The 20,271-nt window shown below is 70.8% G+C and carries 17 protein-coding genes and 1 pseudogene; 5 read left to right on the plus strand and 13 right to left on the minus strand.

The window, feature by feature from the left end; all coding sequences use genetic code 11:
* Positions 1–4 precede the first annotated feature (4 nt).
* From ACIO3O_RS19330 to leuA, 3 genes are all read right to left on the minus strand, one after another.
* A complete protein-coding gene (locus ACIO3O_RS19330; RefSeq protein ID WP_401747223.1) occupies positions 5–2,143 on the minus strand; it encodes an MMPL family transporter in 2,139 nt (712 codons plus the stop codon).
* A gap of 104 nt (positions 2,144–2,247) precedes the next feature.
* Positions 2,248–2,949 carry a TerB family tellurite resistance protein gene (locus tag ACIO3O_RS19335; protein WP_401747225.1) on the minus strand — a complete coding sequence of 234 codons (702 nt, stop codon included), beginning with the start codon at positions 2,947–2,949 and terminating at the stop codon, positions 2,248–2,250.
* Between the two features lie 154 nt (positions 2,950–3,103).
* Entirely contained in the window at positions 3,104–4,903 is a 1,800-nt protein-coding gene (leuA, locus tag ACIO3O_RS19340) for a 2-isopropylmalate synthase (protein WP_401747227.1), read from the minus strand.
* 305 nt (positions 4,904–5,208) lie between these two features.
* Between leuA and ACIO3O_RS19345 the strand changes: the two genes are divergently transcribed.
* The 4 genes from ACIO3O_RS19345 (at position 5,209) to ACIO3O_RS19360 (ending at position 9,372) form a co-directional block, all read left to right on the plus strand.
* A complete protein-coding gene (locus ACIO3O_RS19345) occupies positions 5,209–6,285 on the plus strand; it encodes a M4 family metallopeptidase (protein ID WP_401747229.1) in 1,077 nt (358 codons plus the stop codon).
* A 133-nt stretch (positions 6,286–6,418) separates the two neighbouring features.
* Entirely contained in the window at positions 6,419–6,691 is a 273-nt protein-coding gene (locus ACIO3O_RS19350; protein WP_401747230.1) for a protealysin inhibitor emfourin, read from the plus strand.
* Positions 6,692–6,760: 69 nt separating this feature from the next.
* Positions 6,761–8,125, plus strand: coding sequence for a GH1 family beta-glucosidase (locus tag ACIO3O_RS19355; protein WP_401747233.1), 1,365 nt, complete (start codon positions 6,761–6,763; stop codon positions 8,123–8,125).
* The gene (locus ACIO3O_RS19360) at positions 8,122–9,372 is read left to right on the plus strand and encodes an MFS transporter (RefSeq protein WP_401747235.1); all 1,251 of its coding nucleotides are present in this window, start codon (positions 8,122–8,124) and stop codon (positions 9,370–9,372) included. The genes ACIO3O_RS19355 and ACIO3O_RS19360 overlap by 4 nt, the downstream gene beginning before the upstream one ends.
* Before the next feature lie 260 nt (positions 9,373–9,632).
* On the opposite strand, the gene era is transcribed toward ACIO3O_RS19360, so the two are convergent.
* The 5 genes and pseudogenes from era to ACIO3O_RS19385 all read right to left on the minus strand — a co-directional run bounded on the left by era (position 9,633) and on the right by ACIO3O_RS19385 (position 13,740).
* Positions 9,633–10,586, minus strand: coding sequence for a GTPase Era (era, locus tag ACIO3O_RS19365; RefSeq protein ID WP_401747238.1), 954 nt, complete (start codon positions 10,584–10,586; stop codon positions 9,633–9,635).
* 160 nt (positions 10,587–10,746) lie between these two features.
* A pseudogene (locus ACIO3O_RS19370) lies at positions 10,747–11,049 on the minus strand (transglycosylase family protein); the annotation flags it as partial.
* Positions 11,050–11,401: 352 nt separating this feature from the next.
* The gene (locus tag ACIO3O_RS19375) at positions 11,402–11,773 is read right to left on the minus strand and encodes a cytidine deaminase (protein WP_401747241.1); all 372 of its coding nucleotides are present in this window, start codon (positions 11,771–11,773) and stop codon (positions 11,402–11,404) included.
* Between the two features lie 118 nt (positions 11,774–11,891).
* The gene (locus ACIO3O_RS19380; RefSeq protein WP_401747244.1) at positions 11,892–12,689 is read right to left on the minus strand and encodes a hypothetical protein; all 798 of its coding nucleotides are present in this window, start codon (positions 12,687–12,689) and stop codon (positions 11,892–11,894) included.
* A 151-nt stretch (positions 12,690–12,840) separates the two neighbouring features.
* Positions 12,841–13,740 carry a helix-turn-helix transcriptional regulator gene (locus tag ACIO3O_RS19385; RefSeq protein ID WP_401747246.1) on the minus strand — a complete coding sequence of 300 codons (900 nt, stop codon included), beginning with the start codon at positions 13,738–13,740 and terminating at the stop codon, positions 12,841–12,843.
* 96 nt (positions 13,741–13,836) lie between these two features.
* Here ACIO3O_RS19385 and ACIO3O_RS19390 point away from each other — a divergent pair, with 96 nt between their 5' ends.
* Positions 13,837–15,258 carry an MFS transporter gene (locus ACIO3O_RS19390; protein ID WP_401747249.1) on the plus strand — a complete coding sequence of 474 codons (1,422 nt, stop codon included), beginning with the start codon at positions 13,837–13,839 and terminating at the stop codon, positions 15,256–15,258.
* A gap of 20 nt (positions 15,259–15,278) precedes the next feature.
* On the opposite strand, the gene ACIO3O_RS19395 is transcribed toward ACIO3O_RS19390, so the two are convergent.
* The 5 genes from ACIO3O_RS19395 to ACIO3O_RS19415 all read right to left on the minus strand — a co-directional run bounded on the left by ACIO3O_RS19395 (position 15,279) and on the right by ACIO3O_RS19415 (position 19,992).
* Positions 15,279–15,635, minus strand: a complete 357-nt coding sequence (locus tag ACIO3O_RS19395) for an MmcQ/YjbR family DNA-binding protein (protein WP_401747250.1) — start codon at positions 15,633–15,635, stop codon at positions 15,279–15,281.
* A gap of 180 nt (positions 15,636–15,815) precedes the next feature.
* Positions 15,816–17,090, minus strand: a complete 1,275-nt coding sequence (locus ACIO3O_RS19400; RefSeq protein WP_401747252.1) for a hemolysin family protein — start codon at positions 17,088–17,090, stop codon at positions 15,816–15,818.
* Positions 17,087–17,584 (minus strand): rRNA maturation RNase YbeY, encoded by a 498-nt coding sequence (ybeY, locus tag ACIO3O_RS19405; RefSeq protein ID WP_189827646.1) that lies wholly within the window; start codon positions 17,582–17,584, stop codon positions 17,087–17,089. The genes ACIO3O_RS19400 and ybeY overlap by 4 nt, the downstream gene beginning before the upstream one ends.
* 12 nt (positions 17,585–17,596) lie before the next feature.
* Positions 17,597–18,661 carry a PhoH family protein gene (locus tag ACIO3O_RS19410; protein ID WP_401747255.1) on the minus strand — a complete coding sequence of 355 codons (1,065 nt, stop codon included), beginning with the start codon at positions 18,659–18,661 and terminating at the stop codon, positions 17,597–17,599.
* Between the two features lie 215 nt (positions 18,662–18,876).
* A complete protein-coding gene (locus ACIO3O_RS19415; protein WP_401747257.1) occupies positions 18,877–19,992 on the minus strand; it encodes a PfkB family carbohydrate kinase in 1,116 nt (371 codons plus the stop codon).
* Positions 19,993–20,271: the final 279 nt, after the last annotated feature.

Below are 20,271 nucleotides of genomic sequence, written 5' to 3' on the forward strand. Positions count from 1 at the left end.
CCGGTCATCCTCCGGCACGCACCCGGTCATCTGCCATGCGGGGTACGGGAGTTGGCTCGGCGGCGGGCTTTCGGGCCAGCTTCCCCGGCCACCACACCCGCCGCCCCAGCAGCACGCTCGCACTGGTCACCAGGTACGTCCGTACGAGGAAAGTGTCGAGCAGTACGCCCACCGCGACCAGGATGCCCAGTTCGGCCATCATCACCAGCGGCAGCGAGGCCAGCACCATGAACGTCGCCGCCAGCACCACCCCGGCGGAGGCGATCACGCCGCCCGTGGTGCGCAGGGCGGTCAGCGCGGCTTCCTTGGGGGGTGCGCCGCGCCGGGCCTCCTCGCGCATCCGGTGCATCAGGAAGATGCCGTAGTCGACGCCGAGCGCCACCAGGAAGACGAACGAGAGCAGGGCGGTCCCGGAGTCGAAGCCGGAGAAACCGAGCAGCGGCTCGAAGACGAGCCCGCCGATGCCCAGCGTCGCGCCCCACACCACCACGACGGCGGCGATCAGCAGCAGCGGGGCGACGAGGCTGCGCAGGAGCGCCGTGAGGATCAGCGTGACGGCGGCCAGCACCAGCGGGATCACCACGAGCCGGTCGCGGGAGTCGGTGGCGGAGGTGTCCAGGGCCTGGGCGCTGGACCCGCCGACGTGCGCCCCGTACGCGGCTCCGGGCCCGGCCCGCAGTGCCTCGATGGTGGCGGTCTCGGCGGCCGACTCGGGCGCGCCCTGGGCGAAGACCTCGATCTCGGTCCAGCCGCCGCCGCTGCGGCCCTGTGCGGCTTCGGCGACGCCGTCGGTCGTGCGGGCCTCGGCGAGCACCCGGGGCGCGTCGGGGGTCGGGGCGAAGACGCTGAGGGGGCGGCTGCCGCGCTCCGGGTAGGCGGCGGACAGCGTCGCCATCGCGGACACCGACTCGGGGGCCGTGGTGAAGCTGTCGCCGGTCTTCAGCTCGCCGGGCAGGTTGAACGCGCCGAGCGCCAGGGCCCCCAGCGCGACGACGCCGGTGACGAAGACGGCGACCGGCCGCCGCCCGGCCGAACCCCCCATCCGGGCGAAGAGGCTGCGGCGTTCCTTGGGCTCGCTGCCGTACGCGGGGATCAGCGGCCAGAACACCCGGCGGCCGAGCAGCACCAGCAGTGCGGGCAGCAGCGTCAGCATCGCGGCCAGCGCGCACAGGACGCCCACCGCGCCGACGGGACCGAGCCCCCGGCTGCTGTTGAGGTCGGCGGCGAGCAGGCACAGGAGACCGGCGACGACGGTGCCCGAGGAGGCGAGTACAGCGGGCCCGCAGCCGCGCAGGGCCGCGCGCATGGCGTCGTAGGGCCGCAGGTGGCGGCGGAGTTCCTCGCGGTAGCGGGAGACCACGAGGAGGGCGTAGTCGGTGCCCGCGCCGAAGACGAGGACGGTCATGATGCCGCCGCTCTGCCCGGTGACGACCACGTCGAAGCCCCGGACCATGCCGTACACGGCGGCCCGGGAGGCGAGGGCTGCGACGCCGACGGCGAGCAGCGGGACCAGCCACAGGAAGGGGCTGCGGTAGGTGAGGATCAGCAGGACGGTGACGACGAGGACGGTCGCGATCATCAGAGTGCCGTCGATGGAGCCGAAGACCTCCCCCCGGTCGTGCTCCAGGGCGCCGTCCCCGCCGACCTCGGCGCTGAGCCCGTCGCCGCCCCGCACGGCGGCCCGTACGTCGGTGACGAAGGCGGAGCGGGCCTCCTCGTCGGTGCCGGGCGCGGCCGTGGAGACGGGGTACATGAGGGTGGTGCCGTCGGCGGAGGGGACGCCCTTGGGGGGTGCGGCGAGGGCGTGGGCGGCGGCGACGGCGTCCACCTGGCGGGCCGCGGTGGCCCGGTCGGGGGCGGTGAGGCCGCCGTCGCGGTGGTAGACGAGGACGAGGTCGGTGCTCTCGCCGCCGGGCAGCAGTTCGCGCAGCCGCTCCACCTGGGTGGAGTCGGCGCTCGCGGGGAGGTAGTCGACGGCGTTGTCGCGCTGTACGTCGCCGAGTCTGCCCGCGAAGGGCAGGGCGACGGCGAGCACGATCGCCCAGAGGGCGAGGACCGCCCAGGGGGTACGGCGGCGGCTTGGGCCGGGCGCTGGATGCGGGGTGGTGTCCGGGGGCGAGGCGGCCCGGTCTGTGGTGTCCATGCCTCCAGACTTCCGGCGGCAGGGGCCCGACTCGTCGGCCGTACCGACGAGTTGGGCGCTACCCCCGGGGGCGGCACGGGAGGGGTGTTACTCCCCGGGGAGTATCAGGACGGCGTGCGGGCCGCCGCGAGGAGCCGCGCGGTGTCGTCCGCGCACAGCTGGAGGGCCGCGCCGACCGTCGCCAGGACCTCCCGCTCCGCCGGGTTGTACGGGCCGTCCGCCAGCGCGATGCGGGCCCCCTGGAGGAGCAGGGACTCCCGCCCGGCGGGGGCCAGGTGCGGGGCGAGCGGCTCCAGGGCCTCGTGCAGCTCGATGGCCAGGGTGGCGCTGTAGGGGCAGTCGATGCCGGACTCCGCCTCCTCGGGGAGGTAGCGGCCCCAGTCGGCGGAGAGCGCCTCCACGAGGTGGGTGAGCTGGTCCTCCGTACAGTCCTCGAAGCCCGCCGAGCGCACGGTTGCCGCCGCGGCGGCCGTGACCGTACGGGACGACGTGCCGCCCGCGGCGAGGACGGCGAGGGCCACCGTGTGGACGGCGTCGCGGAGCATCGCCGAGAAGCGGACGCTGGTGGGGTGGTCGAGGGCCTCGGGCCCGAACTCGCCCTCGCAGGAGGCGCATTGGACGACCGGTCCGACCGTGCCGCGCGCGGAGAGCGGGACGCCGAGGACGGTGAGGCGCCGGCGGCCGGTGCGCCGGGCGTAGTTGCGGTCGCCGCCGCAGCCGGGGCAGAAGAACTCGCCGTCGTCGACGGTGGTCCACGTGGTGCGCACGCCCCACAGGCTGAGCGATCGGCCTCGTCCTGGCAGCACGGCGTACCTCCATAACGCTTCGGCATCATTGCCGGGGTTGGACGTGATGTTAGCCACATCCGCGACGCCCCGTCAGCACCCTGTGGAAAGACGGAGGTCCCGCCCCCGGCACTGCGGGAACGGGACCTTCCGAAACGTGGTGGAAACAGTGAGGTCAGCGGGCTGCGCGGTTCACGGCGGAGACAACTGCCTTGAGCGAGGCCCGAGTCGTGTTCGGGTCGATGCCGATGCCCCACAGGACCTGGCCGTCGATCGCGCACTCGATGTACGAGGCGGCCTGTGCGGAGGCGCCCTCGCTCATCGTGTGCTCCTGGTAGTCCAGCAGACGGGCGTCGACGCCGACGGCGGCCAGCGCGTCGAAGAACGCGGAGATCGGGCCGTTGCCGGAGCCGGTGAGGACCGTCTCGACGCCGTCCACGACCGCCTCGACGGTCAGGGTGTCGGTGCCGTCGGTGTCGGTGGTGGTCTGGCCGGAGCGGACCTGGATGCGGCCCCACGGGTTCTCGGCGTTGGGCAGGTACTCGTCCTGGAAGACCGACCAGATGGCCTTCGGGGTGACCTCGCCGCCCTCGGAGTCCGTCTTCTGCTGGATGATCTTCGAGAACTCGATCTGCATACGACGCGGCAGGTCCAGCTTGTGGTCGTTCTTCAGGACGTACGCGATGCCGCCCTTGCCGGACTGCGAGTTGACCCGGATGACCGCCTCGTAGGAGCGGCCGACGTCCTTGGGGTCGATCGGCAGGTACGGGACGGCCCACTCGATGTCGTCGACGGTCTTGCCCTGGGCGGCCGCGTCGGCCTCCATGGCGTCGAAGCCCTTCTTGATGGCGTCCTGGTGGGAGCCGGAGAAGGCGGTGTAGACCAGGTCGCCCGCGTAGGGGTGGCGCGGGTGGACCTCCATCTGGTTGCAGTACTCGCTGGTGCGGCGGATCTCGTCGATCTGCGAGAAGTCGATCTGCGGGTCGACGCCCTGGGAGAAGAGGTTCATGCCCAGGGTGACCAGGTCGACGTTGCCGGTGCGCTCACCCTGGCCGAACAGGCAGCCCTCGATGCGGTCCGCGCCCGCCATGATCGCCAGCTCGGCGGCGGCGACGGCGGTGCCGCGGTCGTTGTGCGGGTGCACGGACAGGCACACGTGCTCGCGGCGCGACAGGTTGCGGGACATCCACTCGAAGCGGTCCGCGTGCGTGGAGGGCGTGGAGCGCTCCACGGTGGCGGGCAGGTTGAGGATGATCTCGCGACCCTCCTCCGGCCCCCATACGTCACAGACCGCCTCGCAGACCTCCAGGGCGAAGTCCAGCTCGGTGTCGGTGAAGATCTCCGGGCTGTACTGGTAGCCGAAGATCGTCTCGGGGCCGAGGATCTTCTCCGCGTACTCCATCACCAGCCGGGTGCCGTCCACCGCGATCTGCTTGACCTGCTCCTTGGTGCCGCGGAAGACCACGCGGCGGAAGGTCGGGGCGGTCGCGTTGTACAGGTGCACGGTGGCCCGGTGCGCGCCGCGCAGCGACTCCACGGTGCGCTCGATCAGTTCCTCGCGGGCCTGGGTGAGGACGGAGATCGTCACGTCCTCCGGGATCGCGCCTTCCTCGATGATGGAGCGTACGAAGTTGAAGTCGGTCTCGCCGGAGGACGGGAAGCCGACCTCGATCTCCTTGTAGCCCATGCGGACCAGCAGGTCGAACATCTCGCGCTTGCGGGCGGGCGACATGGGGTCGATCAGCGCCTGGTTGCCGTCGCGCAGGTCGGTGGAGAGCCAGCGGGGGGCCTGGGTGATGCGGGCCTCGGGCCAGGTGCGGTCGGGGATGTCGACGGCGTCGTACTGGCCGTACTTGTGGACCGGCATCCCGGACGGCTGCTGGAAGTGCGAGGCGTTGGTGACGGGCGTCGGGTTGCCGACGGACTGCACGGACTGCTGGGCCTGCTGGATCTGCTGGGCCTGCTGGGGGGTCATTGCGTAGGGCTCCTCGGGTCTCCTGCAAGGGGACGGCCGACTGTCGCGCAGCACCAGATCCCGCGGGGAGGGGGTCGGCCTACGACTACAGGCCCTCGCCGCGGCAGCTAAGGAGAAGCAGCCCGAAACGCATGATGTGCCGCAGCCTAACCGAGGGGCGGCGGGGGCGCCGGTCGCGTATCAGTATGCAAGACCCAGCATTGATGTCGGGGAAACTGTGATCCTTCACTCCAAGCAATGAAATATGGACCGAATCATGGTCGCAGGTAGTGACAGCGTCATGCCCCAGTGCCACATTGCTCACCATGGAAGCCATCCATCCCGTTTTCTGCACCATCGTGCCGCCCCACGTCCTCGACAAGCTGGCTCGCGCCGAGGACCCCGCACTCGCCGGACCCGCCCGCCGCACCCTGGAGGCGGACTCCCAGCAGCGCACCCACCGCCGGCTGACCACGGTCCTCGGCGCCCCGTCGCTCGCCCCCTCCCCGGGGGCCGCCGACAACAAGGTCCACCGCCTCATCCACGACGCTCAGCACAAGACGGACCTGCCGGGCAAGGTCGTGCGCAAGGAGGGCGCGGAGCCCGTCAAGGACGCCACCGTCAACCGTGCGTACGCCGGTCTCGGAGCCACCTTTGAGCTGTTGCTCAAGGCGTTCGGCCGCAACTCCATCGACGGCGAGGGCATGCCGCTCATCGCGAGCGTGCACTTCGACCGGGACTACGGAAACGCCTTCTGGGACGGCGAGCAGATGGTGTTCGGCGACGGTGACGGCGAGATCTTCCTCGACTTCACGATCCCCGTCGACGTCATGGGCCACGAACTGGCGCACGGCGTCACCCAGCACACGGCGAACTTCAGCTACTTCGGCCAGCCCGGTGCGCTGAACGAGTCGATGTCCGACGTCATCGGCTCCCTCGTCAAGCAGTACGTCAACGACCAGACCGCCTCCGAGGCGGACTGGCTGATCGGAGCGGGCCTGCTCGCCGAGCGCGTCCAGGGCGTCGCCCTGCGCTCGATGAAGGCCCCGGGCACGGCGTACGACGACGACGTGCTGGGCAAGGACCCGCAGCCCGCCACGATGGACGACTACGTCACCACCGGCCGCGACAACGGCGGCGTGCACATCAACTCCGGCATCCCCAACCACGCGTTCTACCTCCTCGCCGACGCGCTCGGCGGCAAGGCGTGGGAGCGGGCCGGACAGATCTGGTACGACACCCTCACCGCGGGCACGCTCACCATCACCCCGACCTTCGCGGACTTCGCGCAGGCCACGGTGGTGGCTTCGCGCAAGCGGTTCAAGGACGGCGAGGAGACCCAGGCGCTGCTGAAGGCCTGGGAGCAGGTCGGCGTGCCGACGCAGAAGCAGGCGAAGCTGTAGGCACGTCCGTACGGCATGGGGGCGTCCCGCGGGCCGGGGCGCCCCCGTTCCCGTGCCGGTGGGCCCGTTCCCGTGCCGGTGGGCCCGGGGTGCCCCCTACCGGCCGCGCCCTCCCCGTACTAGAACGGACCCCATGCTTATTCAGGTAGTCCGCACCGGAGGATTCGCCGGGATCGAGCGCCGTGCCGAGGTCGACACCTCGGGCAGGCCCGACGCCCACGAGTGGCACGCCCTGGCCGGTGAGGCGGCGGCCGCCGGACGGGGGCTCAGGATGCCGGGGGCGGCGATCCCGGACGGGTTCAGCTACGAGATCACCGTCGACGGACAGACCTTCCACTGCGCGGAACCACAACTGTCGGACGCCCAGCGGGAATTGATCTCCCGGGTGCTCAAGGAGGGTGCGTGACGACACGCGGCGTCCTGGTGGTGTCCTAGGCGTTGACAGCGTTACCCGTGGGTACGGAGCATCTCCCCCATGACAACGCTGCCATCCGGCTCGCCCGGCCCGCTGCCCCGTTTTCCCGCCAACTTCCTGTGGGGTGTGTCCACTTCGGCGCACCAGATCGAGGGCGCGGTGGCCGACGACGGGCGCGGCCCGTCCTCCTGGGACGCCTTCGCCGCCGAACCCGGCCGCATCAAGGACGGCACGAACGCGTCCGTGGCCTGCGACCACTACCGCCGCCACCCCGAGGATGTGGCGCTCCTGAAGGAGCTGGGGGTGGGCGCGTACCGCTTCTCGATCTCCTGGTCGCGGGTGCTGCCGGAGGGTGCGGGCGCGGTCAACAAGGCGGGGCTGGACTTCTACGACCGGCTCGTCGACGCCCTGTGCGAGGCAGGGGTGCGCCCGGTGCCGACCCTCTTCCACTGGGACACCCCGCTCGCGCTGGAGCAGGCGGGCGGCTGGCTGGAGCGGGACACCGCGTACCGGTTCGCGGAGTACGTGGACGTGGTGGCGACCCGGCTCGGCGACCGGGTGGGCCGCTGGATCACGCTGAACGAGCCCGCCGAACTCACCCTGCTCGGGCACGCGTTGGGCGAGCACGCGCCCGGCAAGCGGCTCCTGTTCGACGCCGTCCCGGTCGCCCACCACCAGCTCCTGGCGCACGGGCTCGCGGTGGAGGTGCTGCGCGACCGCGGCTCGGGCTCCATCGGCATCGCCAACTCGCACGGGCCGACCTGGGCCGCCTCGGAGTCGGAGGAGGACCGGGGCGCCGCCGACTTCTACGACCTGCTGCTGAACCGCCTGTTCGCGGACCCGCTGCTGCTGGGCACGTACCCGGACGGCATCGCGGAGATGCTCCCGGGTCCGGTCGAGGACGACCTGCGGCTGATCTCGCAGCCGCTGGACTGGTACGGCGTCAACTACTACCAGCCCACCAGGGTCGGCGCCCACGACCCGTCCGTCTCGGCGGACTTCGCGGGCATCAACATCCCGGCGGAGATGCCCTTCTCCGTCCACACCATCGACGGCTACCCGCGCACCGCCTTCGACTGGCCGGTGGTGCCGGGGGCGCTCACCGAACTGCTGGTGTCGTTCCGGGAGCGCTACGGGGACAGACTGCCGCCCGTCGTCATCACCGAGAACGGCTGCAGTTACGAGGGAATCGACGACCAGGACCGGATCGTGTATCTGGACGGCCACCTGCGGGCGCTGCACGACGCCATGGACGCGGGCGTGGACGTGCGCGGGTACTTCGTGTGGTCGCTGATGGACAACTGGGAGTGGGCCGAGGGCTTCGCGCAGCGGTTCGGCCTGGTCCACGTCGACTTCGACACCCAGGTGCGGACGCCGAAGGCCTCGTACGCGTGGCTGCGGGACGCGCTGCGGGCCCAGAGGTGACGACCCTCCCTGCTTCCTCGGCGCTGGAGGAACCCTCCGTCGACGTCTCGCGGGGGTGGACGACGACCCTGTCGCTCGCCAACGGGGCGATCTGGGTGGGCTGGTTCGGGCCCCTTCAGGTCCTCCTCGCGCTCCAGGCCGCCGAACTGGCGCCGGGTGCGGGGATGCCGAAGGAGTCCGTGCTGGCGTGGGTGACGGGCATCGGGGCCGTCGTCTCGATGGTCTCCAACCCCGTCTTCGGCGCCCTGTCGGACCGTACGACGTCCCGCTTCGGACGCCGTACGCCGTGGATCGTGGGCGGCAGCGCCACCGGTGCGGCGGCACTGGTGCTGCTCGCCCTCGCACCGGGCCTGGTGACCATGACGCTGGGGTGGTGCCTGGTGCAGGTCACCCTGAACGCCGCGTTCGCCGCGGTGACCGCGTCCGTCCCGGACCAGGTGCCGCACCGCCAGCGCGGGCGGGTCGGCGGGTGGCTGGGCGCGGCGCAGATGCTGGGCGTGGTCGTGGGGACGGGGCTGGCGTCGCTGGGCGGACTGCTGGCCGGGTACGCGGCGTGCGCGGTGTTCTGCGCGGCCGGGGTGCTGCCCTTCGTCGTACGGCACAAGGACCCGGCCCTGTCTCCGGCGGAACGCGAGCCGCTGCGGTGGCGGGAGTTCCTGGCGGGGTTCTGGCTGAGCCCGCGCCGGTATCCGGACCTGGGGTGGGCGTGGCTGACCCGGTTCCTGATCAACCTGGGGAACTCGGTCGTCCTCCTGTACCTGCTGTACTACCTCCGGGACCGGGTGCACCACGCCGACCCCGAGACCGGCGTCCTGATCCTGACCGCCGTCAACGGTGTCACCCTCCTGGCCACGGTCGTGGTGAGCGGGGTGTGGTCGGACCGGGTGGGCCGCAGGAAGCCCTTCGTGCTGTGGGCGGGGGTGCTGATGGCGGGGGCGTCGGGACTGCTCGCCGTCTGGCAGACGTGGCCGGGCGCCCTGGTCGCGGCGGCCCTCCTGGGCATCGGCTTCGGAGTCTTCACTTCGGTGGACTTCGCCCTGATGACGGACGTCCTCCCCTCCGCAGCCGCCCGCGGCAAGGACCTCGGCATCATCAACATCGCCAATTCCCTCCCCCAGGCGGTGGCCCCGGCCCTCTCGGCACCGATCGTGATCCACCTGGGCGGCTACCCGGCCCTCTACGGCGTCGCAGCCGGAATCGGCCTCCTGGGCGCCCTCCTGGTCCACCGCATCCGCAACGTCCCCTGACCCCGTCCCCGTGGGCACCGGGGCCACCCTTCCCCTTGGGCGACGGGGCCGCCCATCCCCCCTTCTCCCCCAGCCCCCTTGGGCGGCGGGGCCGCCCCCCGGGGGCGGAACGGGCGGGCAAGGGGGCGTCCCCTCCCGCTCCCGGCCCACCCCGGTTCCGGCCCTCTCGCCACCGGCCCACCCCACCACCGGCCCAAGGCCAAGCCCCCCGCCGGACGCCCGTCCAAAGGACCCCCGGCCCACCCCCGTACCCCCCGCGCCTAAAACCCCAGCTTCCGCAACTGCTTCGGATCCCTCTGCCAATCCTTGGCAACCTTCACATGAAGGTCCAAATACACCGGCGTCCCCAGCAACGCCTCAATCTGCTTCCGGGACTTCATCCCGACATCCTTCAGCCGCTGCCCCTTGGGCCCGATGATGATCCCCTTCTGGCTCGGCCGCTCGATGTAGACGTTCGCGTGGATGTCCAGCAGCGGCCGGTCCTTCGGCCGGTCCTCCCGCGGAATCATCTCCTCGACCACGACCGCGATCGAGTGCGGCAGCTCGTCCCGCACCCCCTCCAGCGCCGCCTCGCGGATCAGCTCGGCGACCATCACCATCTCCGGCTCGTCCGTGAGGTCCCCCTCCGGATACAGCGGCGGGCTCTCGGGCAGCATCGGCGCGATCAGGTCCGCCAGCAGCGACACCTGGGACTCGCCGACCGCGGAGACCGGCACGATCTCCGCCCAGGTGATGCCCAGCTCGCGCCCGAGCTCGTCGATGGCCAGAAGCTGCTCGCGCAGCTGCTTCGGCTCGACGAGGTCCGTCTTGGTCACGATCGCGATCTTCGGGGTCTTCTTGATCCCGGCGAGCTCCTTGGCGATGAACTTGTCACCGGGCCCGAGCTTCTGGTCGGCGGGCACGCAGAAACCGATGACATCGACCTCGGCCCACGTCGTGCGCACCACGTCGTTCAGCCGCTCACCGAGCAGCGTGCGCGGCTTGTGCAGCCCGGGGGTGTCCACCAGGATCAGCTGCGCGTCCGGCCGGTGCACGATGCCGCGCACGGTGTGCCGGGTGGTCTGCGGGCGGCTGGAGGTGATCGCCACCTTCTTGCCGACCAGAGCGTTCGTGAGGGTGGACTTGCCCGCGTTGGGGCGGCCCACGAAGCAGGCGAAGCCGGCCCGGTGGGGGGCGGGGTCGGCTGCGGGGGTTTCAGGGGTACGAGCGCTCATGGGCCCCATTCTCCCCGATGCACGCCGAAGGGCCGACCAGTGGTCGGCCCTTCGGGAAAGCACGCTCCTCGGGCAGGAGGCGGCAAGCTGCTGAGGCGACGGGCTACTGAGGAAGCGGGCTACTGAGGCGGCGAGCTGCTTAGGCCAGGCCGCCCTTGGCGCCGCAGGAGCCCCAGGCGCCCGCGCCCTGGCTCGCGAGGACCTTCTCGGCGACGGCGATCTGCTGCGCCTGGCTCGCCTGGTGGGCGCTCGGCGCGTGCGCGGTGCCGCCGAAGGCCGCCCAGGTCTGCTGGGTGAACTGGAGACCGCCGTAGTAGCCGTTGCCGGTGTTGGTGGCCCAGTTGCCGCCCGACTCGCACGCCGCGACGGCCGCCCAGTTCGCACCGGAGGCGGCGGACGCGCTGCCCGAGCCGGTGAGGATCATCGTGGCGGCCGCTCCTGCGGCGACGACGGAACCGGTGATGCGGCGGGCGACGGTGGTGCGGATCAGGGAGGAGAACACGTAGTGACCTATCACTGGGGGACGTGGACCGCCGCGTCGGAGAGGTACTTGCGGAACCTCTCACCGGGACCCTTGCGTGGCCCCTTGCGGCGTGTCTCCACACTCCCAGCGCCGGTGGCCCGTTTCCACGGTCCTTCGGGAGGGGTACGGGGGCCGGACGGCCCCCCGGGTCCGCACTCCGGCGCCGGGGCGTCCGGCCCGGGCCGAAGGTCCCGGCGCACGTGTCCTGCGGGTGTGCGGGCCCCGTACGCGGGAGGGCGGGCGGGGGTCGCCCGACCCGCCGCCCCCCTCCGCGTGTCCTGTGTCACAGGCGCTAGGCGGTGATGCGCGCCTTCACCGCCGCGTCCGGCCCTGCCACCAGCACCGGTGTGCCGTTTCCGCCCAGGTCGCGCACGGCGGAGAGGTCCGCGTCGGCGGCGGTGTCGGCGGCCGTCACCACGGCTGCGGCCTCCAGGGAGGAGGCCCCGCTGGCGACGGCCATGGCGACGGCGGTGCGCAGTGCGCTGAGGTTGAGGGAGTCCAGGGCGACGGTTCCGGCGACGTAGGTGCGCCCCGTCTCGTCGCGGACGGCCGCCCCCTCGGGGACGCCGTTGCGGGCGCGGGTGGAGCGGGCGAGGGTGATGAGCTTCTGGTCCTCGGGGTCGAGGGGCGCGTCCTGCGCGGGCGTGGTCATGGCCCCGAGCATAGGAAACGCCCCGGCCACCCCTGTGCGAGGGGCGACCGGGGCGCGTGTCCCGGGGGCGGGACTCGAGCCGAGCGGGCTCAGGTCCCGGACGCGGCCAGACCCTTGTGTCGTGGACCGGTCAGACCTTCTTGCCGTCGGCGGCCGGGTCGGCCTCGACCTTGATCTTGCCGTCGGTGACGTCCTTCAGCCGGGTGACGCTCTTCTTGAAGACGTCCTCGAACGCCTTGACCTCGGCGGGCTCGCCGCTGCCCAGGTACGCGGCGGCGGTGATGCTCTGGCCGTAGCGGGCGTAGGCGAGATCCATGTCGATCTGCGTCTCGTCCGGGAGGAGGACGGTGAACCGGAAGCCGTGCGACTCGTCGCCCTGGGCGGGCACCGACAGCTCGGTCAGGCGCACCTTGACCGCGGTGCCCTCCATCACCACGGGGAATGCGGCGTCGCAGCCCTTGACCGTGGTCTCGACCTCCTTGACCGCACGCTGGGCCTCTCCGGCCTTGTGCGTCTCGACGGTGAGGTTGAGCGTCGCGCCCTGCGGGCCCTGGAACTCGGTGTCGACGGCCGCCTTGGGCTCGAAGCCCGAGAACTCACCGTTCATGAGGTCGAGAGCCTTCTTGCAGGCCGCAGAAACCTTCGCGCCGGGCTTGAGGTCGCCCCCGTCCTCGCCCTCCTCGGAACCCTTGCCCGCGCTGGACCAGCCCGTCGGCAGGTCCTTGACGGTGAGCAGCGCGGCCTTGACCTGGCTCTTGCTGAGCGGGGCCTCGGACGCGGCGGGCGTGGGCGCCGCGGACGTCGGAGCCGGGGTCTTCTTCGCATCTGCCTTGCTCTCGGCGTCCGCGCTGCCGCCGCAGGCGGTGAGCAGGACCAGGGAGGAGGCGGCCAGACCGGCGGCGGCGAAACGGAGCGGACGGATGCGCACGAGGACTCCAGAAGGCTGTTCGATTACTACCGCGAAACTTAAATGCAGAGTAAAAGAAACGCCAAATCCGGTCATACGGGACCTTGGGCCGGGTCCGCGAAGGACGACCGCCGCGCCTCCCGGCCCCTCCTCAGCCCGCCACCGACCCCCTCTACCCCACCGACCCCATCGCCCGTCGCCGCCCCTCCGGAGACGCCAGCCACTCCAGCTTCTCGGCCGTGCCGGTGTTCGGCCGGGGCGTGTGCAGCACGATCGTCAGGTCGGGCCGGGCAGGCACCCGCAACTGCGTGCTCTCCAGGTTCAGCTCACCCACCTGCGGATGCAGCAGATCCTTGAACGTCTGACCGGCCGGCGCGATGTCCCGGCGCGCCCACAGCTCCGCGAACTCCGGACTGAGCTCCTTCGCTTCCGCAACGACCTCCCGGAACCCCTCGTCGTCCGGGCACTCCGAGCACGCCGACCGGAACTGGGCGACCACCCGGCTCGCGATGCCCTCCCAGTCCTTGGCCCGGGACCGGTAGACGGGATCGGAGAAGAACGACAGCAGACAGTTCTGCACGACATCGGGCCGCATGCCCAGCACCGCGGCGGCGGCATCGTTGTACTGCACGGCGTTCCAGTACACGTCCATGATGTGCGCCGGATACGGCATCCACGCGTCGATCAGCCGCCGCAGCCCGCCGCACATGTCCTCGGCGCCCGGATCGACCTCCAGGGCAGGCGGGTTGAGCCCGGCGAGGACGTACAGATGACGGCGTTCGGAGCTGCTCAGCCGCAGCACCCGCCCCACCGAATCCAGCACTTGTGGAGAAACGGTGATGTCGCGCCCCTGCTCCAGCCACTGGTACCAACTGACACCGACGCCGGCGAGCACGGCGACCTCTTCGCGCCGCAGCCCCGGTGTGCGCCGACGCGCACCGCCGTCGGGAAGTCCCGCCTGTGCGGGACTGATACGGGCCCGGCGGCTGCGCAGAAACTCCCGGAGCTCATTGAGCCGGTGCTCCTTCATGCTCATGCCCGAGTCCGCGTCGCGCCGCGCTGCCGTCGTCATCCTGTGCGTCCCCCTGATTCCGGCCGCCTGGTGGTGGCGCCAACAGGATAAGTTCCCGCTCCCCACGGGCATTCCGGGAACCGGAGGCTGTGGCACATGGCACTCGACACACCCACCACTCCCACCACTCCCCCGACGTCCCCCACGCGGCCCGAGGCGCGGCCCGCACGCCTGACCGGTCGTGCCGCGCTCGTCCTGTTCGTGCTGTGCGCCGCGCAGTTCATGGTGGCGCTGGACTTCTCCGTCCTCAATGTCGCGCTGCCTTCGCTCGGCGCCGACCTCGGCATGAGCCAGTCCGCCCTCCAGTGGGCGGTGACGGCCTTCGCGCTGCCCTCCGGCGGCTTCCTGCTGCTCTTCGGCCGCACCGGTGACCTGTTCGGCCGCCGCAAGCTGTTCCTGGCCGGTCTCGCCCTGTTCGGTACGGCGTCCCTGCTGGCCACCTTCGCCTGGGACCCGGCGTCCTTCCTGGCCGGACGCGCACTTCAGGGCGTCGGCGCGGCCGCGATCGTCCCCACCGGAATGTCGCTGCTCACCACCACCTTCCCCGAGGGCCCGCAGCGCGACCGGGCCCTGGGCATCAGCGGCACGCTGCTCTCGCTGGGCTTCACCGTGGGCATGGTCCTGGGCGGCGTCCTCACCGACGCCTTCGGCTGGCGCTCCACGATGGGCCTGCTCGCCCTCTTCACGCTGATCGTGCTGCCCCTGGCCCCCGGCATCCTGACCGAGTCCCGCAACCCGCAGCGCCCGCGCCTGGACGTGCCCGGCGCGATCACCGTCACCGGTGGCCTGCTCTCCCTGATCTACGCCCTCTCCACGGCTGCCGAACGCGGCTTCGGCGACGCGGACGTCGTCATCACGCTGATCGCGGGTCTGGCGCTCCTCACCGCCTTCGTCCTCATCGAGTCACGCACCCGCGAACCCCTGGTCTCGCTCCCCATGCTGCGCCGCCCGTCGGTCGCCTGGGGCAATGTGGGCGGCCTGATCACCTTCTCCACGATGACCACCGCCGTCTTCGTCCTGACCCTGTACCTCCAGGAAATCCTGCACCTGTCCGCCTCGCAGACCGGCCTGATCTTCGGCGTCCAGGGAGTGCTCTCGGTGGTCGCGGGGACACTCACCCCGAAGGTCGTGGGCCGCTTCGGCGCCCGCCGCACCCTGGTGCTCTCGCTCCTCGCCCAGGGCGTCCTGATGGCAGGCCTCCTCACCATCGGCGCAACCTCCGGCGCCCTGCTGGTGACCGTCTTCATCTCCCTGGCGAGCATGGCCCACCTGGGCGCGATCGTGTCGTACGGCCTGACCGTCACCTCCGGCGTGCCCGACGCGGAACAGGGTCTGGCCACGGGCCTGGTCACCACGACCCAGCAGGTCTCGATGACGGTCGGCATCCCCCTCCTGGGCGTCCTCGCCACGACCCAGTCCACCCTCTTCACCGGCGTCCGCCTGGTCCTGGCCCTGGCTTCCGCACTGGTGATCGCCGCAGCCCTGCTGATCGCCCTGGGCCTGCGCAAGCGCGCCTGACGGGGACGGGACCGTGCCTACTACGCCCGGTCGAGCCGGAGCCGGGTCGCCCTCGGCATTCCGGCGACCACGAGATCGTACGAATCCTCGACCATCTCGCGCACGAGCCGATCGGGCAGGGTGCCGTCCAGCACAACCGTGTTCCAGTGCCGCTTGTTCATGTGCCACCCGGGAACGACCGCCGGATACTCGGCCCGCAACCGCACGGCGTTCTCGGGCTCACACTTCAGATTCACCTGCAGCGGCACAGCCCCCAGCGCACTGAGGGCAAACACTTTCCCCAACACCTTAAAAACAGACGTCTCCGCCGTAAACGGAAACTCCTCCACCACTTCATTGAACCCAAGACAAAACTCACGAAGCTGACCCGGCGTCATACCCCCAGTATGACGCGCCCCTTTCAGGGGCGCGGGGAACTGCGCAAAACGCCAGCCACCCCCAAAGCCGCGCGGCGAGCGCTTTAGGGAAAGGGGCGGGACCGGGGCAAAAACCGGGGGCCCGGGGGCAGCGCCCCCGGCAGTAACAGCAACCCCCCACCCACCCGCGCAGAAACCCCCCTACCCCTCCACCGGCTCCGCCAACACCGTCACAATCTTGTTCCGCCGCCCCGCCGGCGACTCCGCCGTCAACTTCAGCCGCCGCCCGTCCGGCAGATCCACCATCGCCGACGCCCCGGCAATCGGAACCCGCCCGAGCGCCTTCGCCAACAACCCGCCCACCGTCTCGACATCCTCGTCGTCGAACTCGTCGAGCCCGTACAGCTCCCCGAGATCATCGATGTCGAGCCGCGCCGTCACCCGGAAACGCCCGTCCCCGAGTTCCTCGACCTGCGCGACCTCACGGTCGTACTCGTCGGTGATCTCTCCGACGATCTCTTCCAGGATGTCCTCGATCGTCACGATCCCGGCCGTGCCGCCGTACTCGTCGATCACGACAGCGACGTGATTGCGCTCCTGCTGCATCTCCCGCAGCAGATCCCCTGCGTTCTTCGTGTCCGGCACGAACACAGCGGGCCGCATCGCCGTCGACACGAGGTCCGCCTCGGCATCACGGTTGATGTGCGTCTTGCGCACCAAATCCTTCAGGTAAACGACACCGACAACATCGTCCTCGTTCTCTCCCGTCACCGGAATCCGCGAGAACCCGGACCGCAGCGCCAGCGTCAGCGCCTGCCGCACCGTCTTGAACCGTTCGATCGACACCAGGTCGGTGCGCGGCACCATCACTTCGCGCACCAGGGTGTCCCCCAGCTCGAAGACCGAGTGCACCATCCGCCGCTCGTCGTCCTCGATCAACGACTCCTGCTCCGCGAGGTCGACCATCGCCCGCAGTTCCGCCTCACTGGCGAAGGGTCCCTTGCGGAAGCCCTTGCCCGGCGTCAGCGCGTTGCCGATCAGAATCAGCAACTGTGGAATCGGCCCCATGATCCGCGCCAACGGCAGCAGCACGTACGCCGAAGCGGTCGCCGTGTTCAACGGGTGCTGCCGTCCGATGGTGCGCGGCGAAACCCCCACCGCGACGTACGAAACAAGCACCATCACCGCGATGGCGACCAACAACGCCTGCCACGTCTTGTCAAAGACTTCGAGAAAGCCATAAGTAACAAGAACGCCCGCCGCCATCTCGCACGCGACCCGCGCCAACAGCGCCACGTTCAGATAACGCGTCGGATCGGCGGCCACCTGTGCCAGTTTCGCGCTGCCGCGCTTCCCCGCCCGTACCGCCTCTTCCGCACGGAAACTCGTCACCCGTGCGAGACCGGCCTCGGCGCACGCCGCCAGCCAGGCCACGACGACCAGGGCGACGGCGCCGACGATCAGCTGCGGGCTCATGAGACGGTCGGCGCCGGGGAGGGACCGGTGAGGCCCTTCTCCGCCCGCCAGCCGTCGACGATGGCCGCCTGGAGGCCGAACATCTCGGCCTTCTCGTCCGGCTCCTCGTGGTCGTACCCCAGCAGGTGCAGCACACCGTGGACCGTGAGCAGCTGGAGCTCCTCGTCCATCGAGTGCTCCGTCTCCGCGTCCTTGCCCTGCTGCTCGGCGACCTCGGGGCACAGCACGATGTCACCGAGGAGCCCCTGCGGGGGCTCCTCGTCGTCCTTCGTCGGCGGACGCAGTTCGTCCATCGGGAAGGACATGACATCGGTCGGACCCGGAAGGTCCATCCACTGGATGTGCAGCTGCTCCATGGCGTCGGCGTCCACGACGATCACCGAGAGCTCGGAGAGCGGGTGGATGCGCATCCGCGTGAGGGCGTAGCGGGCGATGTCGAGGATCGCCTGCTCGTCGACCTCGGTTCCGGACTCGTTGTTGACGTCGATCGACATGGTGCTTGGCTGCTACTTCCCGGTCTGGCCGCCGCGTCCCTTGTCGGCCTCGGCGGCGCTGTCGTACTTCTCGTACGCGTCGACGATACGGCCGACGAGCTTGTGCCGTACGACATCCTCCGACGTGAGCCGCGAGAAATGGATGTCCGGAACGTCCCCGAGGATGTCCTGCACCTGGCGCAGACCGCTCTTCGTGCCGTTCGGCAGGTCGACCTGGGTGACGTCACCGGTGATGACGATCTTCGAGTCGAAGCCGAGGCGGGTGAGGAACATCTTCATCTGCTCGGTGCTGGTGTTCTGCGCCTCGTCGAGGACGACGAAAGCGCTGTTGAGCGTCCGGCCGCGCATGTACGCCAACGGGGCGACCTCGATGGTTCCTGCGGCCATCAGGCGCGGGATCGTCTCGGGGTCCAGCATGTCGTGCAGCGCGTCGTAGAGCGGGCGCAGATACGGGTCGATCTTGTCGAAGAGGGTGCCGGGCAGGAAGCCCAGGCGCTCTCCGGCCTCGACGGCGGGGCGGGTCAGGATGATCCGGTCGACCTGCTTGGACTGGAGCGCCTGGACCGCCTTCGCCATGGCGAGGTAGGTCTTGCCCGTACCGGCGGGGCCGATGCCGAAGACGACGGTGTTCTTGTCGATGGCGTCGACGTACCGCTTCTGGTTGAGCGTCTTGGGGCGGATGGTGCGGCCACGGCTGGAGAGGATGTTCTGGGTGAGCACCTCGGCGGGCGTCTCGGTGACGGCACCGCCTGCGCTCTCTCCGTTGCCGTTGCCGTTCCCGTTGCCGTTCGCCCTGAGCATGGCGATCGAGCGTTCCACTGCGTCCTCCGTCATCGGCGCTCCGGTGCGCAGCACCAGCATCATCTGGTCGAACAGTCGCTGGATCAGGGCGACTTCCGCCGTCTCCCCCGTAGCGCTGATCTCATTGCCCCGGACGTGGATGTCGGCCGCCGGGAAGGCCTCTTCGATCACGCGCAGCAAGGAGTCGCCTGATCCGAGCACCATCACCATGGGGTGTGTGGCAGGGATCTTGAACTCGGCACGGGCCTGCGGCTTGCGTGTGGGTGTCTGAGTCATGGGCCGGCACTGTGGCCTGCACATACCTCCCGTTGCAGGGTTCTCGCTGCTCGACAACCTCTGGATTCCCAAGCGTACGACTCAGCGCTGACAACACCCAGGGGGTTTTGCCATCGGTCTCGTACGGATGTACGGAGACGGGGCGCCCGGCACCGCCCCGCGGCCCCGTGCACGCGTGCCCGGTGGCCCCGTGCGTCCGTGGCCGGTGGCTCTTTTCAGGCCCGGAACCCGATCGTCGGCACCGCCCTGCGCAGCGGCCACGGCCTGGCACGTTCCGGCAGGAGGTGCTCCAGGAAGGCGTACCGGCGCAGCGCCTCCTGGTCCTGCGCCGCGTACCCGCACACCTGCCGCCACCACGCGCCGATCTCCGACCAGCCGGGCGCGGACAGCGACCCGCCGAACTCCTGCACGGAGAGTGCGGCGGTCAGCCCGGCGAAGGCGAGCCGGTCGGCGAGCGGCCAGTCCGCGAGGGTGCCGGTGACGAAACCGGCGACGAAGACGTCGCCCGCCCCCGTGGGGTCCAGCGCCTCCACGGCGATGGCGGGCACCTCGGCGCTCTCCCCGGTCGCCCCGTCCACGGCGTACGCCCCCTCGGGGCCCAGCGTGACGACCGCCAGGGGCACCTTCTCGGCCAGCTTGTGGGCGGCCCGGCGCGGGCAGTCGGTGCGGGTGTAGCGCATGGCCTCCTCCGCGTTCGGGAGGAAGGCCTCGCAGTGCTCCAGGTCGGCGAGCGCGGACAGGTCCCAGCGGCCGGTGTCGTCCCAGCCGACGTCGGCGAAGATCTTCGCACCGCACCTGGCGGCGGAAGCGGTCCACTCCTCGCGCCGCCCCGGTGTCAGGGAGGCGATGGCGGCACGCGCGCGCGGCGGGCAGGCCGGGAAGGGCGCCGAGCCGCCGGGCGGGGGCGCCTCGTGCCCGTGCGAGACCATCGTGCGCTCACCCTCGTACGCCATGGAGACGGTGACCGGCGAGTGCCAGCCGGGGACGGTGCGCGACATGCCGAGGTCGATGCCCTCCCCGTCGGCGAGCGCGTCCCAGCAGTACTCGCCGTAGTGGTCGTCGCCGAAGGCGGCGGCCAGGGAGGTGCGCAGGCCGAGGCGGGCGAGGGCGGTGGCCATGTTGGCGACACCACCGGGGCTGGAGCCCATGCCGCGCGCCCAGGACTCGGTGCCGCGCACGGGGGCGCTGTCGAGGCCGGTGAAGATGATGTCCAGGAACACCGTGCCGGTGAGGAACACGTCGCACTCCGGGCCGCCGGGGTCGCGCAGGCCGTCGAGCGGGTCGACCCGCCGGGCGGGGTCCTGGTCGCCTTGGTGGATGTGCGTGCTCACTGTGCGCTCCCCGTCATGCGTGCGTGGACTGCGGTTTTGCGGCCAGTGTGCACGACCGGCGGGGTCGTGCGGGGCTCTGTGCGCGGGGCGTCACGTGCACGTCGCAAAGCCGCCGGGCGACCGAGGGATCGCGCCTCCTACCCGACCCGATGAACTGCAAACACAATGTGTCGCAGGTCACTACCCTGTTTCCCTTTTCTTGCGGTCTGCGCGCTTGATAAGAATTGGGCCGCGTTCCTGTCCCTCGACGGTCGCCCAACCCCCTTTGCCCCTCGGCCG

The sequence above is a fragment of the Streptomyces sp. NPDC087440 genome, from assembly GCF_044744005.1.
Classification (GTDB): domain Bacteria; phylum Actinomycetota; class Actinomycetes; order Streptomycetales; family Streptomycetaceae; genus Streptomyces.

What these genes read in the sequence shown, in the direction of transcription:
- ACIO3O_RS19330 (WP_401747223.1), bottom strand. Translation starts at nt 2,143, where the DNA reads ATGGACACCACAGACCGGGCCGCCTCGCCCCCGGACACCACCCCGCAT.
- leuA (WP_401747227.1), bottom strand. Translation starts at nt 4,903, where the DNA reads ATGACCCCCCAGCAGGCCCAGCAGATCCAGCAGGCCCAGCAGTCCGTG.
- ACIO3O_RS19345 (WP_401747229.1), top strand. Translation starts at nt 5,209, where the DNA reads ATGGAAGCCATCCATCCCGTTTTCTGCACCATCGTGCCGCCCCACGTC.
- ACIO3O_RS19350 (WP_401747230.1), top strand. Translation starts at nt 6,419, where the DNA reads ATGCTTATTCAGGTAGTCCGCACCGGAGGATTCGCCGGGATCGAGCGC.
- ACIO3O_RS19355 (WP_401747233.1), top strand. Translation starts at nt 6,761, where the DNA reads ATGACAACGCTGCCATCCGGCTCGCCCGGCCCGCTGCCCCGTTTTCCC.
- era (WP_401747238.1), bottom strand. Translation starts at nt 10,586, where the DNA reads ATGAGCGCTCGTACCCCTGAAACCCCCGCAGCCGACCCCGCCCCCCAC.
- ACIO3O_RS19375 (WP_401747241.1), bottom strand. Translation starts at nt 11,773, where the DNA reads ATGCTCGGGGCCATGACCACGCCCGCGCAGGACGCGCCCCTCGACCCC.
- ACIO3O_RS19385 (WP_401747246.1), bottom strand. Translation starts at nt 13,740, where the DNA reads ATGACGACGGCAGCGCGGCGCGACGCGGACTCGGGCATGAGCATGAAG.
- ACIO3O_RS19390 (WP_401747249.1), top strand. Translation starts at nt 13,837, where the DNA reads ATGGCACTCGACACACCCACCACTCCCACCACTCCCCCGACGTCCCCC.
- ACIO3O_RS19395 (WP_401747250.1), bottom strand. Translation starts at nt 15,635, where the DNA reads ATGACGCCGGGTCAGCTTCGTGAGTTTTGTCTTGGGTTCAATGAAGTG.
- ACIO3O_RS19400 (WP_401747252.1), bottom strand. Translation starts at nt 17,090, where the DNA reads ATGAGCCCGCAGCTGATCGTCGGCGCCGTCGCCCTGGTCGTCGTGGCC.
- ybeY (WP_189827646.1), bottom strand. Translation starts at nt 17,584, where the DNA reads ATGTCGATCGACGTCAACAACGAGTCCGGAACCGAGGTCGACGAGCAG.
- ACIO3O_RS19410 (WP_401747255.1), bottom strand. Translation starts at nt 18,661, where the DNA reads ATGACTCAGACACCCACACGCAAGCCGCAGGCCCGTGCCGAGTTCAAG.